Annotated in this window: 13 protein-coding genes; 11 read left to right on the top strand and 2 right to left on the bottom strand. The window is 52.5% G+C overall.

Annotated features, from left to right (window positions below; translation table 11 throughout):
• Positions 1-31 precede the first annotated feature (31 nt).
• Together G565_RS0108595 and rpsT are read right to left on the bottom strand one after the other, a co-directional pair.
• Entirely contained in the window at positions 32-865 is an 834-nt protein-coding gene (locus G565_RS0108595; RefSeq protein WP_169579627.1) for a DUF4198 domain-containing protein, read from the bottom strand.
• Positions 866-1,031: 166 nt separating this feature from the next.
• On the bottom strand, positions 1,032-1,301 hold the full coding sequence (gene rpsT, locus G565_RS0108590) for a 30S ribosomal protein S20 (protein WP_028670554.1): 270 nt from the start codon (positions 1,299-1,301) through the stop codon (positions 1,032-1,034).
• 226 nt (positions 1,302-1,527) lie between these two features.
• On the opposite strand from rpsT, the gene murJ reads away from it, so the two are divergent.
• The 11 genes from murJ (at position 1,528) to G565_RS0108530 (ending at position 15,379) form a co-directional block, all read left to right on the top strand.
• Complete coding sequence (gene murJ / locus G565_RS0108585) at positions 1,528-3,117, top strand: murein biosynthesis integral membrane protein MurJ (RefSeq protein ID WP_084649297.1); 1,590 nt, start codon at positions 1,528-1,530, stop codon at positions 3,115-3,117.
• Between the two features lie 59 nt (positions 3,118-3,176).
• Positions 3,177-4,103: a bifunctional riboflavin kinase/FAD synthetase gene (locus G565_RS0108580; protein ID WP_028670552.1), complete on the top strand. Its 927-nt coding sequence runs from the start codon at positions 3,177-3,179 to the stop codon at positions 4,101-4,103.
• Positions 4,100-6,922: an isoleucine--tRNA ligase gene (gene ileS, locus G565_RS0108575; protein ID WP_028670551.1), complete on the top strand. Its 2,823-nt coding sequence runs from the start codon at positions 4,100-4,102 to the stop codon at positions 6,920-6,922. Before G565_RS0108580 ends, ileS begins: the two co-directional genes overlap by 4 nt.
• A 15-nt stretch (positions 6,923-6,937) precedes the next feature.
• The gene (gene lspA, locus G565_RS0108570; protein ID WP_028670550.1) at positions 6,938-7,441 is read left to right on the top strand and encodes a signal peptidase II; all 504 of its coding nucleotides are present in this window, start codon (positions 6,938-6,940) and stop codon (positions 7,439-7,441) included.
• 24 nt (positions 7,442-7,465) lie between these two features.
• A complete protein-coding gene (gene fkpB, locus G565_RS0108565) occupies positions 7,466-7,909 on the top strand; it encodes an FKBP-type peptidyl-prolyl cis-trans isomerase (RefSeq protein WP_028670549.1) in 444 nt (147 codons plus the stop codon).
• Entirely contained in the window at positions 7,899-8,846 is a 948-nt protein-coding gene (gene ispH, locus G565_RS0108560; protein WP_028670548.1) for a 4-hydroxy-3-methylbut-2-enyl diphosphate reductase, read from the top strand. The genes fkpB and ispH overlap by 11 nt, the downstream gene beginning before the upstream one ends.
• A 225-nt stretch (positions 8,847-9,071) precedes the next feature.
• Positions 9,072-9,578, top strand: coding sequence for a GspH/FimT family pseudopilin (locus tag G565_RS27600; RefSeq protein ID WP_051207630.1), 507 nt, complete (start codon positions 9,072-9,074; stop codon positions 9,576-9,578).
• Positions 9,569-10,060, top strand: a complete 492-nt coding sequence (gene pilV / locus G565_RS25945) for a type IV pilus modification protein PilV (protein WP_051207628.1) — start codon at positions 9,569-9,571, stop codon at positions 10,058-10,060. Before G565_RS27600 ends, pilV begins: the two co-directional genes overlap by 10 nt.
• Positions 10,011-11,105: a PilW family protein gene (locus G565_RS0108545; protein WP_084649296.1), complete on the top strand. Its 1,095-nt coding sequence runs from the start codon at positions 10,011-10,013 to the stop codon at positions 11,103-11,105. Before pilV ends, G565_RS0108545 begins: the two co-directional genes overlap by 50 nt.
• On the top strand, positions 11,105-11,635 hold the full coding sequence (locus G565_RS0108540) for a pilus assembly PilX family protein (RefSeq protein WP_028670546.1): 531 nt from the start codon (positions 11,105-11,107) through the stop codon (positions 11,633-11,635). The genes G565_RS0108545 and G565_RS0108540 overlap by 1 nt, the downstream gene beginning before the upstream one ends.
• Before the next feature lie 12 nt (positions 11,636-11,647).
• Positions 11,648-15,379 (top strand): pilus assembly protein, encoded by a 3,732-nt coding sequence (locus G565_RS0108530; RefSeq protein ID WP_084649295.1) that lies wholly within the window; start codon positions 11,648-11,650, stop codon positions 15,377-15,379.
• Positions 15,380-15,401 lie beyond the last annotated feature (22 nt).

Raw genomic sequence — 15,401 nt, 5'->3', positions numbered from 1 at the left:
CAGCTCAAAGCTACTCCCTATTCCCTATTCCCTAATCCCTAAAAAATACCGCTGAAGCCCACAAACTTTCCCACACAGCCCCGGTCTGTTCAGCCACATCGACCGGGGGCTCTTTCATGTGAACACTGCTGACCAGGTAGGCGGTATTGGCCCGATGGGGCACGCTGATCTGCCCGTTTTCATCGGTGATCAGCCGGAGTTCTTCGGCGTCATTTGACCCTGTCTTCATAAACACGCGAGCCAACACGCCGGGCGAGGGTGTTTCATTTAAAAAGAGCGTGGCGGTCAGCGGTGTTTGCCCGTCCATTGTGTAGGGGTTGTCTTCCAATCGCCATTCCAGAGGGTAGCCAATGAGCCGGTCCTGACCTTCGGCGTTTCCGGTGCCGACGTAGGATTTCGCGAAACGGCGGAATACCTCGGTAAAGCCGCTGGGTGGGAGGCCTCGGTTCTGATGGGCCTGACGTACCCAGTCAAGACCGTCCAAGGTTAAGAAATTGTCGAAAACAGCCGGGTCGTCGTAGGTAAGTTCGGTGTAGGTGGATTCGTAGGTCAGAGTGGTCAGTCCATCACTGTCAACGGCTTGTGAGGCCGCAGGTCGGGCGCCCAAGCGAGAGCTGATGGGGCGCTCTCGTCCGTTGTGGTGCAATTCGAAGCGAATAAAGCGGTTCGGGAAATATGCGTAGGTGTTGCCTTTGAAGTTTTGGCCGACTTTTATATCGGCCTGCACCGTTTTATTCACATCTATCCGGTAGCGCAGAGGTTCAAGCCAGAATTCATGGGCGCTCACGGGTGTATTCAGAGTGAGCACGAGCAGTGCAGGCAAAATGAGAGATAACAGGCGTTGTATCGCGGTTCTTTGGGGCATGAGAGCGCTCTGAATGGCTGAGTGAAAAAGCATACCCAGAGTACGGCCACGGGGCCAGTACAGATGTCGGAGGGTAATAATATCCTGCGAATAGAATCGTAAACGTTGGGCACAAAAAAACCGGCTAAAAGCCGGTTTTTTAACTCAAGCCAGGTCTGAAAGCCAATTACGCGGCTTTCAGGGCCTTGACGCGAGCGTTCAGGCGGCTGATGGTACGAGCAGCCTTGTTCTTGCTGATGATGCCTTTACGGGCCATGCCATCAACAACGGGTTGAGCGGTAGTAAGTGCTTTGGTCGCCTGATCGAAGTCTTTGGCTTCGATCTGTGCAACTACCTTTTTCAGGTAGGTACGAACCATGGAACGCAGGCTTGCGTTGTGCGCGCGACGCTTCACTGCCTGACGAGCACGTTTTTTAGAACCAGCAGAGTTTGCCACGGGCAGCTCCTTATTAGTCGGTTACTGGAGAATGGAGTCAATTTTGAGGGGCGCGATTCTAGGTTTTTGAGGGCTTGCTGTCAATGCCTGATTAACCGCTTCCTACCATTGACTCTGAGTTGTGTGGGAGCTCTGGAGTGAATGTTCGATTTCGCAGGACCCCATTTCCAGTATCCGGTAGACTGGCGCCGAATCTTGTTCTCTCAATTGGTCCTTATTTGCACCCATGAATTCACCTACACCAACAGAGCCTGATCTGCCAAAGCAGCCTGCCGTTTCTGGTCGCAAGACTAGGGGTATTCTGGGCAATTCCGTCATTGTAGGCGGGGCTACCGGTCTGTCGCGTGTGCTTGGCCTGGTACGCGATACAGTATTCGCCGTTTTGTTTGGTACCGGCGGCGCGATGGATGCCTTTTTCGTGGCGTTCAAGATTCCCAATTTTCTGCGTCGTCTCTTTGCCGAAGGTGCTTTTAACCAGGCTTTTATCCCGGTGCTGGCGTCGGTGCGTGAAGCGGAAGGGGATGAGGGTGTGCGTCGGTTGGTGGCCGCGACTCAGTGGGCGCTGGCGTCTGCAGTGGGCTTTATTACCCTTCTGGCCATGGTTGGGGCTCCGCTGGTGGCCTGGGTGTTTGCACCGGGCTTTCATGATGAGGGTGTAAAGCTGGACCAGACTGCTGATTTTCTCAGGCTGACCTTCCCTTACTTGTGGTTTATCGCGCTGACGGCTCTGGGCCAGTCGGTATTGAATACCTACGGCCGTTTCGCCGCTCCAGCCGTGACGCCGGTCATTCTTAATCTGTGCCTGATTGGGTCGGCCTTCTGGTTGACGCCCCGGTTTGATGTGCCCATGGCTGGCCTGGCCTGGGGCGTAATGCTGGCGGGGTTGTTGCAATGGCTTTGGTTGTGGCCCTCGCTGATCGCCGCGGGGGTTTGGCAACCCCTACGATTTGGCTTTCACCCGGGTGTCAGGCGCATTGGTGTGTTGATGATTCCGGCGTTGTTCGGGGTCTCGGTCAGCCAGATCAATCTGTTACTGGATACGGTGCTGGCTTCGCTGCTGCAGGATGGTTCCGTTGGCTGGTTGTACTATTCCGATCGTTTGTCGGAGTTGCCTCTGGGGGTGATTGGTATTGCCATTGCCACGGTGTTGTTGCCGAAATTGTCTCACAGCGCTGCTAAATCGGATCATCGGAGTTTTCAGCAGACGCTGGGTTGGGCGATTCGTGTGGTGTTGTTGATTGGCCTGCCGGCCATGGTGGCTCTGCTGGTGCTGGCCGGGCCGTTGCTCACTACCCTGTTTCAATACAAAGCCTTTGCCGTGTTCGATGTGCAGCAAAGCCGTGGCAGTTTGATGGCCTACGCACTGGGCCTGCCTGCCTTTATGCTGATTAAGATTCTGGCGCCCGCGTTTTTCAGCCGACAGAACACGAGAACGCCGGTCAAAATTGGCGTTTGGGCCATGGCGTTGAACATGGTGTTTAACCTGATTCTAATAGTGCCTTTGGCTCACATCGGCCTGGCACTGGCGACTTCGCTTTCAGCCTGGATCAACGCTGGCTTGCTGGCTATTACGCTTCATCGTCAGGGTGATCTGCCGGATAATGCTCTGTGGCGGGGTTCTGCGCTGCGCGCGCTAGTCGCTTCAATAGCCATGGCCGCCGTCCTTTGGCTGCTGCTTGGCTGGCCGCTGCTTGATTACCCTGAGGATGCGCTGGGCCGGATCTGGCGTACGGGCGTTCTGGTTGGCGCAGGCCTGGCCAGTTATGGCCTGTTCTGGCTGATGCTGGGTGGGCGATTGCGTGAGGTGCGCAGTTAAAGACGCACGCGACGGTTTTTTGTATACTGCGCGGCCTTGTTTTAATCCCGGTTCGTTTTATGCACATCAGCCGCAGTCCTCACAGTCTTGGTCAGCCAAGTGCCGTTACCATTGGCAGTTTCGATGGCGTGCACCTGGGTCACCAGCATTTGATCGCCGAGGTGCTTCGTGAAGCGAAACAGCGTGAGCTGGTGCCAACTGTCGTGACCTTTGAACCCCAGCCGAGAGAATTCTTTGATCCCGAGGGTGCTCCGGCGCGGTTATCGTCACTGACCGACAAGGTCCGCCGGTTTCGTGAGCTCGGTATTGAACAGCTTATTGTATTGCCCTTTGACAGTCGGTTGCGTTCGATGTCGGCTGCCGAATTTGCACAGCAGGTACTGATTGAAGGGTTGCAGGCGAACTGGGTACAAGTCGGTGATGACTTCCGTTTCGGTAACGACCGCAAAGGTGACGCCGCTTTTTTGCGCCAATATGACTTTGAGGTCGCCGAGATGCCTTCGCAGCGCATCAACGGCCAGCGCGTCAGCAGTACGGCTATTCGTTCTCTGCTGGCCGAGGGGCAACTGGCCAAAGCAGCCGATATGTTGGGCGAGCCATACACCCTCAGTGGTCGGGTGATTTATGGCCGCCAGCTGGGCCGAACCCTGGGGGTGCCGACGGCCAATTTACTGCTGGCTCATCCCAAGCTGGCCATGGCCGGGGTTTATGTTGCTGAAGTTCGCCTCAATGATAGCTGGGTGGCTGGCGTGGCCAATCTTGGGCCGAAGCCCTCGGTGAATGATCTGAGAAATTGGCTGGAAGTCCATTTGTTTGATGTGTCGCCGGATTTATACGGCCAGCGCCTCGATGTACGGTTGCGTCACAAGCTGCGAGGCATAGAAAGATTTGATACGCTTGACGCCCTTAAACACCAGATTCATGCAGATATCCAGGCCGCTCGTGCCTGGTTCTCCCCATCAGACGGAAGTGACCGAGCTCCATGACAGACTATAAAGCGACTCTGAACCTGCCGCATACGGATTTCCCGATGCGCGGTAACCTGGCCAAACGTGAGCCGGAAATGCTGGCCCATTGGGAAAAGAACGGCATTTACCAGCGCATTCGTGAAGCCAGTGCGGGTCGCCCGAAGTTCATTCTGCACGATGGGCCCCCCTACGCGAACGGCAACCTCCACCTTGGGCACGCAGTCAATAAGATGCTCAAGGACATCATCATCAAGTCGAAGAATTTCATCGGCTACGATGCGCCCTACGTGCCGGGCTGGGACTGTCACGGTCTGCCGATCGAGCATAAAGTCGAGACCATGATCGGCCGCGCTGGAGACAAGGTCGATTTCAAAACCTTTCGGGCCAAATGCCGTGAGTTTGCACTGGGCCAGATTGACGGTCAGCGCAAGGAGTTTATCCGCATGGGTATCTTCGGCAGTTGGGATAAACCCTACCTGACGCTCGACCATCAGACCGAAGCCGACATCATCCGCGCGCTGGGCAAGATCGCCGAGAGTGGTCATCTGGTGCGTGGTTTCAAACCGGTTTACTGGAGTGTGGTGGGCGGTTCGGCGCTGGCAGAAGCAGAAGTGGAATACCACGACAAAACCTCGTTCAGCATCGATGTGCGCTACGCCGCTCGCGATGAAGCACCCGTATTGGCTGCTTTTGGTACCGATGCCGGCAAAGGCGAAGTCTCGGCTGTTATCTGGACGACTACCCCCTGGACGCTGCCTGCCTCTCAGGCGATTTCAGTAGGGCCGGACATCGACTACGTTCTGGTACAGGCTCAGTTCAATGGTGAGCCTGCCCGCCTGATCCTGGCTGAAGGCTTGCTTGAATCTGTCGCAGAGCGTGCGGGGTTGGGAGACGTTGAGGTGCTGGCTCGCACAACAGGCTCGGCGCTGGAAGGTTTGGTGTTCGATCATCCGTTCTATCAGCGTGATATCCCAATTTTGCTGGGTGACCACGTCACTCTCGATGCCGGTACGGGCTGCGTGCACACCGCACCAGACCACGGTATGGAAGACTTTGTCGTCTGTGGCAAGTACGGCATTGAAACGCTGAATCCATTGGACGATAAAGGGGTGTATCGCCCTAACGTTGAGTTGTTTGCCGGTGAGCACGTTTACAAGGTTGAGCCGCACATCATTGAGGTGTGTACTAACAATGGTCGTCTGTTGCATGAAGAGAAAATTCGTCACAGCTATGCCCATTGCTGGCGGACCAAAACACCGCTGATCTATCGCGCCACGCCACAGTGGTTCATCAGCATGGACAAAGAAGGCCTGCGCGCGAAGGCGCTGGATGCCATCAAAGGCGTTCGCTGGGTGCCTGGTTGGGGGCAGAACCGCATAGAAGCCATGTTCGAGCAAAGCCCTGACTGGTGCATCTCGCGTCAGCGCACCTGGGGCGTGCCGATTGCCTTTGTGACCCACGTCGAGACCGGTGAATTGCACCCGGAAACCCCGCGTTTGATCGAGGCGGTGGCCAGTCGTGTTGAAAAAGAGGGGATGGACGCCTGGTGGGAACTTGACCTGGCTGAATTGCTCGGTGACGACGCCGTTAATTATGAAAAGGCGACCGATACACTGGATGTCTGGTTCGACTCGGGCGTTACGCACGATACCGTACTGCGCAAGCGCGAAGAACTGGGCCAATACCCGGCCGACATGTATCTGGAAGGCTCGGACCAGCACCGGGGCTGGTTCCAGTCTTCCCTTAAGACAGCAGTGGCCATGAATGGCAGTGCACCCTACAAGCAAGTGCTCACTCACGGCTTCACTGTCGATGAGAAGGGCTACAAAATGTCGAAATCGCTCGGCAATGGCATTGAACCGCAAGAAGTGTTTGATTCGTTGGGCGCTGACATTCTGCGTCTTTGGGTGGCGTCGACCGATTACAGCGGCGATATGGCCATGTCGAAAGACATTCTGAGCCGCTCAGCCGATGCATACCGCCGCATCCGCAACACGGCCCGTTTTCTGATCTCCAACCTGAATGGGTTCGATCCCACGCAGCACAGTGTGCATCATAATGACATGCTGGCGCTGGATCGCTGGGCCGTCGATCGTGCTTACCGGTTGCAGCAAGAGATCTCCGACGCTTACGACAACTATCAGTTCGTTCAGGTGTACCAGAAAATTCATCATTTCTGTGTGCTCGACATGGGCGGCTTCTATCTTGATATCATCAAGGACCGCCAATACACCACCCCGGCGGATTCACTGGCCCGGCGAAGCTGTCAAACGGCCCTTTACCATGTGTTGGAGGCATTGGTCCGCTGGGTTGCTCCGATTCTGAGCTTCACGGCAGATGAACTCTGGCAGTTCATTCCCGGCGAGCGCAGTGTGTCGGTATTTGAACACACCTGGTACGACGGTTTGCAGCCGCTGGACGACGATGAGCCCATGGGTGTTGCGTTCTGGGCTGAGGTACAGGCGGTGAAAGAAGGCGTCAATAAAGTATTGGAACTGGCTCGTAACGAAGGCCGTGTCGGTGGTGCCCTGAAGTCTGAAGTCACCCTGTACTGCGACGACGCCCTGAAATCGGCACTGCTGACGCTGGGTGACGAATTGCGGTTTGTGACCCTGACCAGTGCGGTCACTCTGGCAAATCTTGGCGACGCGCCGGATTCAGCGCATGCAACCGAACTTGAAGGGCTTAGAGTCAGCGTTGCCGCCTCCGAACAGCCAAAATGCGGCCGTTGCTGGCATCAGCGTCCGGACGTAGGGCAGCATGCAGAGCACCCTGAGCTGTGCGGCCGTTGTGTCGAGAACGTCGACGGCGACGGTGAAGTGCGCCATTTTGCATAAGGGCCGGGTATAAACATGAACGCAAGGATGAAACAATCGGCCTGGTTGTTGATCGCCGCTGTGGTGGTCGCGCTTGATCTGTGGACCAAGAGCCTGGCAACCCAGATGCTGCAATATGGGCGGCCGCTTGAGATATTACCGGTGCTTGATTTTACGCTTCTACACAACAGAGGCGCGGCTTTCAGTTTTCTGAGTTCGGCGGGTGGCTGGCAGCGTTGGGTATTCACGTTAATCGCTCTTGCCGTCAGTACCGTATTGTTGGTTTGGACGCTGCAGCTCAAGCCTCACGAACGTTGGCTATCGGTGACCTTGCCACTGATTCTGGGCGGGGCACTGGGTAATCTGTACGACCGGTTGACCCTGGGTTATGTCGTTGATTTCGTGCATTTTCACTGGCAGGGTCGTTATTTCCCGGCGTTTAACATCGCTGACGCGGCCATTACGGCCGGGGCGATCATGATGATCATCGATGCGCTCTGGCTTCAGCCCCGGCGCAATGCGAACACCAAACCTTCATGACTTTTTAAGTACAGGTAGTAACCCATGCAGATTCAGGAAAACTCGACGGTCACCTTGCATTTTTCGTTGCATCTGGACAGCGGTGAGCAGGTCGACAGCACTTTCGATCGTCGCCCGCCGACGCTGACCATGGGTGATGGAAACCTGCCTGAAGGGTTTGAACGGCATTTGATGGGCCTTAGTGCCGGCGATCGGCGCAAGGTTCAGGTGCCACCGGAAGATGCCTTTGGCCAGCACAATCCGCAAAACATTCAGCAGTTCAAACGGGACCGTTTTGCCCAGTCCGAACCTCTGGAAGTGGGTATGGTGATGTCGTTTGAAGATGCGGGCAAGAACGAACTGCCCGGCGTCGTAGCAACACTCGACGACGAATTCGTTGAAGTGGACTTCAACCACCCGCTGGCTGGCAAGGTTCTGGACTTTGAAGTGGAGATTATCGAGGTAAAAGGGGCGTCCGATGGACATTAGACTGGCCAACCCCCGCGGCTTCTGCGCTGGCGTGGATCGAGCCATAGACATCGTGAACCGGGCTTTGGAGCTGTACGGCTCACCTTTGTATGTTCGCCACGAAGTGGTGCATAACAAGTTTGTGGTGGATGATTTACGGAATCGGGGCGCTGTCTTTGTCGATGAGCTTCACGAAGTACCAGACAATCAACTGGTGATTTTCTCTGCCCATGGCGTATCTCAGGCGGTGCGTCAGGAAGCCGACAAACGCGGCCTGAAAGTCTTTGACGCGACCTGCCCGCTGGTGACCAAGGTGCATCTGGAGGTGTCCCGCTACAGTACCGATGGCATGGAGTGCATCCTGATCGGTCACAAAGGCCATCCGGAAGTCGAAGGCACTATGGGGCAGTACGACGCCAGCAATGGCGGTGCCATCTACCTGGTCGAAGACGAAAGCGACGTCGCCAGGATGCAGGTGCACGATGAAACACAGCTGGCCTACGTCACCCAGACCACCTTATCGATGGACGACACCGCCCGCATTATAGATGCGTTGCGCGCGCGTTTCCCCCAGATCCAGGGCCCGCGCAAAGACGATATCTGTTATGCCACCCAAAATCGTCAGGATGCAGTGAAAACCCTGGCGCAGGATTGCGATGTGGTGCTGGTCGTGGGGTCGCCCAATTCCTCAAACAGCAACCGGCTCCGCGAACTGGCGGAACGCATGGGCTGCAAAGCCTATTTGCTGGACGACACCTCCCAACTGGACTCGACCTGGTTTGATGAAACCACGGTCATTGGTGTTACCGCCGGCGCTTCGGCACCCGACATTCTTGTCAGCCAGGTGCTGGATGGATTGAAAGCATTGGGCGCGACCACTCCGGTGGAACTGGACGGTATTCCTGAGAACATTACGTTTTCTATTCCCAAAGAGCTGCGGGTTAAAGACCTTTCATGAACTGATTTTCAGTCGCTTACGATGCTCCCCCTTTAATCCCACTATTTGGCTTGCCAACTCGCAAGCCGGTCAAGATACCCCCTTTACGCACCAAAAATTTGAACTCGTTAGCAAAGTCCCTCATTTCTATGCCGCTTATCGGCCCGCCACGACCACTTGTCAGGTATGCTGTTCCTACTCAATTTAGAACATTATTATGGCCTTTAACTAAATTTGGATCATTTTATGCGCAGTGAACGGGGTTTTACACTGATCGAGCTGATGATTACAGTCGGCATCATAGCGGTAGTGGCGGGGATAGCACTGCCCAGCTTTCAGACGTTGATTCAAAACAATCGGCTGACGACAACTGGTAATGAGGCTCTGGGTATTTTTCAGTTAGCGCGCGGTGAAGCCATCCGCAACAACCGGCGTGTTGTGGTTGCCATCAACCAAAATCCGGTTGTTGCGGATGACGAAGGTGATTTGGTCCTGTTTGTTGATGAGAATCGGAACGGTGCCGAAGATGCCGGCGACAGACGCGTCAGAACCTACCTGTTACCTAACGATTCTGTCTCCTTCAAACCGTTGAACGCGGCAAACGTTGCGATAAATACAGTCACTTTCTTACCGGACGGACGATCGACGGTTAATGCCAGCATCCACATTTGTGATGATCGTAATGAAGGTTTGTTACTGCAGATCCGCGGATCTGGCCAATCCCGGTTGGATGGAGCGCCAGTATGTCCTTAACACAGATTAAACCGCCCGCCAGCCGCCAGGCAGGATTTTCCATGATTGAAGTGCTGGTAACCGTGGTCATCTTGTCCGTCGGATTGCTTGGCGTCGCTGGTGTTCAGGCCCTCGGGCTCCGAACCGCGACGGTCGCTCTGGACCACAATACGGTTACGAGCTTGTCTGTTGAGATCACCGAGAGGATGAGAGCAAACCCCATCGCCTTCGAGAATGATGATTACGTGGGTGACTTTGACGTTGATAACCCGGCTTTGGGTGATGCCTGCGAACAAGTCTGCACGCCAGCTGAACGAGCTGAGTCGGATCTGCTCGACTGGTATTCAAGATTGAGCGATTTGAACAACGCCAGTGCCGTAATAACCCGTGTTGGCAATGTCGCTGAGGTGGAAATCAGTTGGGTGGATGTAGGTTTAGCATTTGGCAATCAGGATGGTGAAGAAGAACAGTCCTTTACCTACAGTGCACGGATGGCGGATTAATAATATGTATAAACAACGCGGCCTTTCCATCGTAGAACTGATGATCGCCATGTCACTGAGCCTGCTCCTGGCGATTGGCATCTATCAGGTATTTACCTCAAACCAGCAGTCAGCGAGGCTCACACAGGCGCTTGTTCAGGTTCAGGACACCGGGCGACTAACACTGGATCTGATGTCGAGAGATATTCGAAACGCAGACTATTGGGGCTGTGCCGGTGATGTATCCAGAGTAAGCAGTACCGTTGATGACAGTGATCCGGCGGTATACGACGCCGACCTTCATGGTTTTGGGCTTGCCGGTCAGGTCGGTATTGAGGCCAGTGATGATGTTGGAGCCGGAGTCGACATTGATGGGGTTGGGGTCAGAGAAGGCACAGATATTTTGGAAATACGGTCTATGACTTCACAAGGTGTCTCTATCGCTCAGGCAATGCCGTCTGCGGCTGCCGTGTTGTTTGTTAATCAGAATTTGGGTTTTGCACAGGGCGATATACTCGCCGTCAGCGACTGTGAGTCAGCGGATGTGTTCCAAGTGAGCAATTTCAACGCGGCTGGCGGAGGTACGCCAGGCTTTAACATAGTACACAACTCAGGCGCCGGACCCGTGCCCGGAAACACCTCTGGTAGCTTAAGCAAACAATATCCTGCGGGATCACAGATACTGTTCCCTGTGTATCGTAGCTACTTTATCAATCAGGATGGCGACGATTCTCGTCTAATGGTCAAGGATGAGACGGGTACCATAAGCGTTCTGTCAGGTGGCGTTGAGGACATGCAGTTGATCTTCGGACTAGACAGTAGCGGAGATGGCGTTGCCAATCAGTTTGTAAACGCTGCGACCATTTTGGCCGATGCGGCACTCGACTTTCAACAGGTGTTAAGTGTTGAGGTACGCCTGGTGATTGCCTCTTCTCAGGTGAATGTAGTGGATGCCGGTATTGAGTATTCCTGGAATGGCGATGCTGCGCTGGATGCTGGCGTAGACCTAGGCAGATTGCGCCGTGAATTTACTGCTATTGCAACTATTAGGAGCCGTCTGCCGTGATGACTGTAGCAGCGAAAACGAAACAAGCCGGTGCAGCCTTGATTACTGCCTTGATATTTCTGGTGGTTCTGACGCTCGTTGCGGTCACCACGGTTCAGAATGTCACTCTTCAGGAGCAAATGACTTCGGCGGTGAGGCAAGGGAATATTGCGCTTGAAATAGCGGAAAATGGATTGCGTGATGGCGAAGCATTCATCATGGGCTTACCCAATCCTGGGGCCTTTTTCGCATCAGGTAACGGTGTCTACGACGTTAATCAGGCGCCAGCCCCTTGGAACGTCAATTGGGAGTCTAATAGCGTCAGGGAAGGGGATGCCGTTGAGCTCGATGGCATCGAGTATGATACTCGGTATTTTGTTGAGTTCATTGGGCCGATGGCAGAACAACTGGAAACGGGTGAAATTGTGACCGGTGGGGCTTTGAATACCATTGGTCAAAATCTTGGCTATAGAATTGTGTCACGAGGGCTGGGGAACGATGGTGTTTCCGAGCGTGTTGTAGAGACCTATGTTGCACGTACCTTCCAATAGGAGTATTCGGTCATGAACCGCTTAGCAACTCAAATACTGTTGTCAGTATGTGCACTCAGTCTGGCAACGCAAGGCTTGAGTAAGGAAATAGTCTTGGAAGACTATCCCGTGAACTATGGGATCCGGGCAAAACCAAATATTTTGATGTCTATCGATGATTCAGGTTCAATGGATTTTGAGTTGTCCTTAGTCGGGGCAGCTGAAGGTTTGGGCTATTGGTCTGTTGACGACAGTTTTGTTGATAATGGAATGCCCGTTGCCAATGGTGGCTTAAACGGAGCCTATTCACACTTGTTCCCTGTGGGTGACGCAAACGCTACTCGTACATCAGAAACCAGTCGATACAATGGAGGCTCGCAATACCCAGGGAATAATGTACCCCCATTTGATGGTTACGGGTTCATGCGCAGTTCCGACTGGAATAAAGGGTACTATAACCCGAATGTGGACTATCGTCCCTGGCCATCATATGGCGGCTTTGTCTGGCCAGAAATTGACCCTGAGCAGGCATGGCTTGACCCTTCGGCAATTGGAAGCGGATTGACTACAAGATACCTTGATTTAACAGCTTTAACTTTAGGCGACCGTTTCGGAACAGGTAATAGGACATCATTTAATTTCCGGGATGACATGTGGTGCGAAGCAGACGGTACTCTATGTAGCGGAAATAGCAGTTCTCGTCTGGATTATTGGGCTGCAACCTATTATGTGGCAGATGATACATCTGCTTATAAGTATGATGATGGGACAAATAGTGGTGATTATCAGTGTTCTGATTTTGCCAATGGCCCAGTAGATGATGTATATGATGAATTCCATGACCATGCAGGCTATTTTACAGGTGTAGATGCATTTGCTCCTGATGGAAGTTGTTTGGAGCGAGTAGAAATTCGATCTACCTTAACAGAATATCCCAGTGGGCGTGATTATCAGGAAGAGTTGCAGAATTTTGCGAACTGGTTTACGTATCATCGTAAGCGTCACCAGGTGGCTCGAGGTGCATTGGGGTATGCATTGCAAGGAATAAGTGGTGTTCGTACGGGTCTTTTTTGGATTAATAATCGCCGTAATGTCGAGATGTTCGATCTAGACGTCCCAAATGATGTAACTGAGTTTCTCTCTGAGAATTACTATTATGTTGCCAATGGTGGTACGCCTAACAGTGATGCACTGCGGCACGCAGGGAGCCAGTTAGACAGTTCCGGTTCCGAGATCATTCAATACGCTTGCCAGAAAAACTACACACTGATGTTCACTGATGGCTATACGAATTACAGTGGCAATACCGGAAATATTGATGGTAGCAAAGGCGCGCCATATTCAGATACCTATTCCAATACGTTAGCAGATATTGCTCAGTACTATTACGACCGTAAGCTTCGTGATGGCGATACAGGTGCAGATGGTGAGATCCTGCTTGGTGGTCGGGTGCCCGTTCCAGAAGCCTGCACAGACGGTACTGCTGACCCTTGGCTGGATTGCAATAGTGATTTACATATGAATACCTATACCGTTTCGCTTGGTTTGGAGGGAAGGGATGTATTTGGACAGTCATTTAACAATGGGTCAATAACAGGAACCTATGAGAAAGTTAAGGATGCTTTCACAGTATACCCGACTTGGCCAAATCCAAGTGATGGCCAAGGGGCAATTATTGATGACCTTTACCACACCGCCGTTAACGGTCGTGGTGAAGTATATAACGCTAATTCACCAGACTTGTTGCAATTGGAGTTGCAGGCAGCACTGCGTCAGATATTGGCAGCCGAGGGCTCTGCCTCTGGTTTATCCTTTAATAGTGCGACGCTGAATGCAGATAGCATAGTGTTCAATACAGTATTTAATACCACTAATTGGACGGGAAATTTAATTGCAACTTTGCTTGACCCAGCTACTGGCCAGCCAGATGGGGGTACGGTTTGGAATGCTCAGGAGGAGCTGGATAATCAGAATTGGAATGATCGCTTTATAGTGACTTACAATCCAGTCTCCGAAGAGAGTGTTGTTTTTGATTGGGCAAATCTCAGTGTTGATCAACAGTCTGATCTAAATACAGATCCAGACGGAAATTCTGATTCCCTGGGCGAGCAGAGGTTGGATTTTCTGAAAGGTGACAGAAGTCGTGAAGGTACTGAGTTTCGTAGGAGATCGTCAGTACTGGGCGATATTGTAAGTTCAACGCCAGCTTATGTGGCTGGTGCTACGGTCAGCTGGCCTGACTATGACCAAGACGATAGATTTGGCGCTAGCTTGGACTCACATAGCGAGTTCAGGGAAACCGTGAAAGATCGCACTCCCATGATCTATGTTGGTGCAAATGATGGCATGTTGCACGGATTTGACGCTTCGAGCGATGCCACCGGCGGGCAAGAGCGGTTTGCTTATGTTCCTTCAAGCATGTATTCGGATGAAGTTGGCAAAGGGCTACATTATTTGACCGACCCTGATTATACACATCGCTTTTACGTGGATGCAGAACCTGCTTTTAGTGATGTGTTTGTAGGGCACGATGGTGGAACAGCTGATTGGATGACGATACTTTCCGGAGGTTTTAGAACCGGTGCCAAGGGATTTTATGCGCTAGATATAACTGACCCTTCGCAGTTTAACGATGCCAATGTTAGTGACAGAGTGCTATTTGAGTATAGCGATGAGATGGACCCCTATCTTGGTTATATTTTTGAACGCCCAACTATTGGCATGATGGCTAATGGAGAATGGGCGATGATTTATGGTAATGGTTTTAACAGCATTTACGGAGAGGGAGCTGTATATGTGGTATTTATTGAAAAAGTACTCGAAGACGGCTGGATAGAAGGCAACACTTTCCTTAAGTTTAAGACGGAGGTGCCCGGTGCCATCAACGGTATTACAGCCATTGATTATGGAACCGATAGAGTAATTGATGCAGTTTATGCCTCTGATGCTGGAGGTTATATGTGGAAACTTGAGCTCAGCGATACTGATGAATCTAATTGGGACTTTGCGTATAGAAGTGGTGATCCCGTGCCACTATTTGAAGCAAAAAATGAGGCAGACGAACCACAGCCGATCATAACGCGTCCCCGGGTTATTAAGCATACATCTGTAGACGATAAAGCAGGTAATGCTCCGAACCGAATGGTAATATTCGGAACGGGCAGCATGGTAGATAATTCAGATTTAGACAGTACTGAAGTTCAGAGCTTTTACGTTGTTTGGGATGACGATTCGGTTAATAATAGTGCTCTCGATAGGGGGAATTTGTCACAGTCAAACGTGACCAGCACTACTAATCCAGAAGGTTTTCCTGTGCGCGATATAGCAGCTACTCAGTCACCTTGGACTGGAGGAAGAACGGGTTTCCGTTTTGACCTGCCCATTGAGGGTGAGCGTGTTTTGGATTATATCGATATACGCGAAGCCCGTGAATCCCCAGGAAGTTACTATGCAATTTTCTCTTCTGTGGTGCCTGATTCTGACGTGTGCAATTATGGAGGAACCTCATGGATTATGGCTGTTGATCTTAAGACGGGAGGAGCACCAACCTATGCGGTGTTTGATGCCAATGGTGATGGAGTAGTAGATTCTGATGATGCAGGTGTTGGTGGTATTTATTCTCCGGATTATCTGGTTGACTTCGTTGCAGTTGGGGGGACAGGCTACGGCAATACGTCGACTGGTGATATTACAACCATCAACATCGAAGAGGGAGGGCAGGTCTTTGCCGGCAGAATGGGCTGGCAAGAATTGATTGCCCGATAATTGTTGTCAACCGGCCTGTAGT

Origin of the sequence: Saccharospirillum impatiens DSM 12546 (assembly GCF_000423605.1) — a bacterium.
Taxonomy (GTDB): domain Bacteria; phylum Pseudomonadota; class Gammaproteobacteria; order Pseudomonadales; family Natronospirillaceae; genus Saccharospirillum; species Saccharospirillum impatiens.
This window is presented reverse-complemented; position numbering and strand designations above follow the sequence as displayed.

What these genes read in the sequence shown, in the direction of transcription:
- ileS (WP_028670551.1), top strand. Translation starts at nt 4,100, where the DNA reads ATGACAGACTATAAAGCGACTCTGAACCTGCCGCATACGGATTTCCCG.
- ispH (WP_028670548.1), top strand. Translation starts at nt 7,899, where the DNA reads ATGGACATTAGACTGGCCAACCCCCGCGGCTTCTGCGCTGGCGTGGAT.
- G565_RS27600 (WP_051207630.1), top strand. Translation starts at nt 9,072, where the DNA reads ATGCGCAGTGAACGGGGTTTTACACTGATCGAGCTGATGATTACAGTC.
- G565_RS0108530 (WP_084649295.1), top strand. Translation starts at nt 11,648, where the DNA reads ATGAACCGCTTAGCAACTCAAATACTGTTGTCAGTATGTGCACTCAGT.
- G565_RS0108580 (WP_028670552.1), top strand. Translation starts at nt 3,177, where the DNA reads ATGCACATCAGCCGCAGTCCTCACAGTCTTGGTCAGCCAAGTGCCGTT.
- pilV (WP_051207628.1), top strand. Translation starts at nt 9,569, where the DNA reads ATGTCCTTAACACAGATTAAACCGCCCGCCAGCCGCCAGGCAGGATTT.
- fkpB (WP_028670549.1), top strand. Translation starts at nt 7,466, where the DNA reads ATGCAGATTCAGGAAAACTCGACGGTCACCTTGCATTTTTCGTTGCAT.
- murJ (WP_084649297.1), top strand. Translation starts at nt 1,528, where the DNA reads ATGAATTCACCTACACCAACAGAGCCTGATCTGCCAAAGCAGCCTGCC.
- G565_RS0108545 (WP_084649296.1), top strand. Translation starts at nt 10,011, where the DNA reads ATGGTGAAGAAGAACAGTCCTTTACCTACAGTGCACGGATGGCGGATT.
- G565_RS0108540 (WP_028670546.1), top strand. Translation starts at nt 11,105, where the DNA reads ATGACTGTAGCAGCGAAAACGAAACAAGCCGGTGCAGCCTTGATTACT.
- G565_RS0108595 (WP_169579627.1), bottom strand. Translation starts at nt 865, where the DNA reads ATGCCCCAAAGAACCGCGATACAACGCCTGTTATCTCTCATTTTGCCT.
- lspA (WP_028670550.1), top strand. Translation starts at nt 6,938, where the DNA reads ATGAACGCAAGGATGAAACAATCGGCCTGGTTGTTGATCGCCGCTGTG.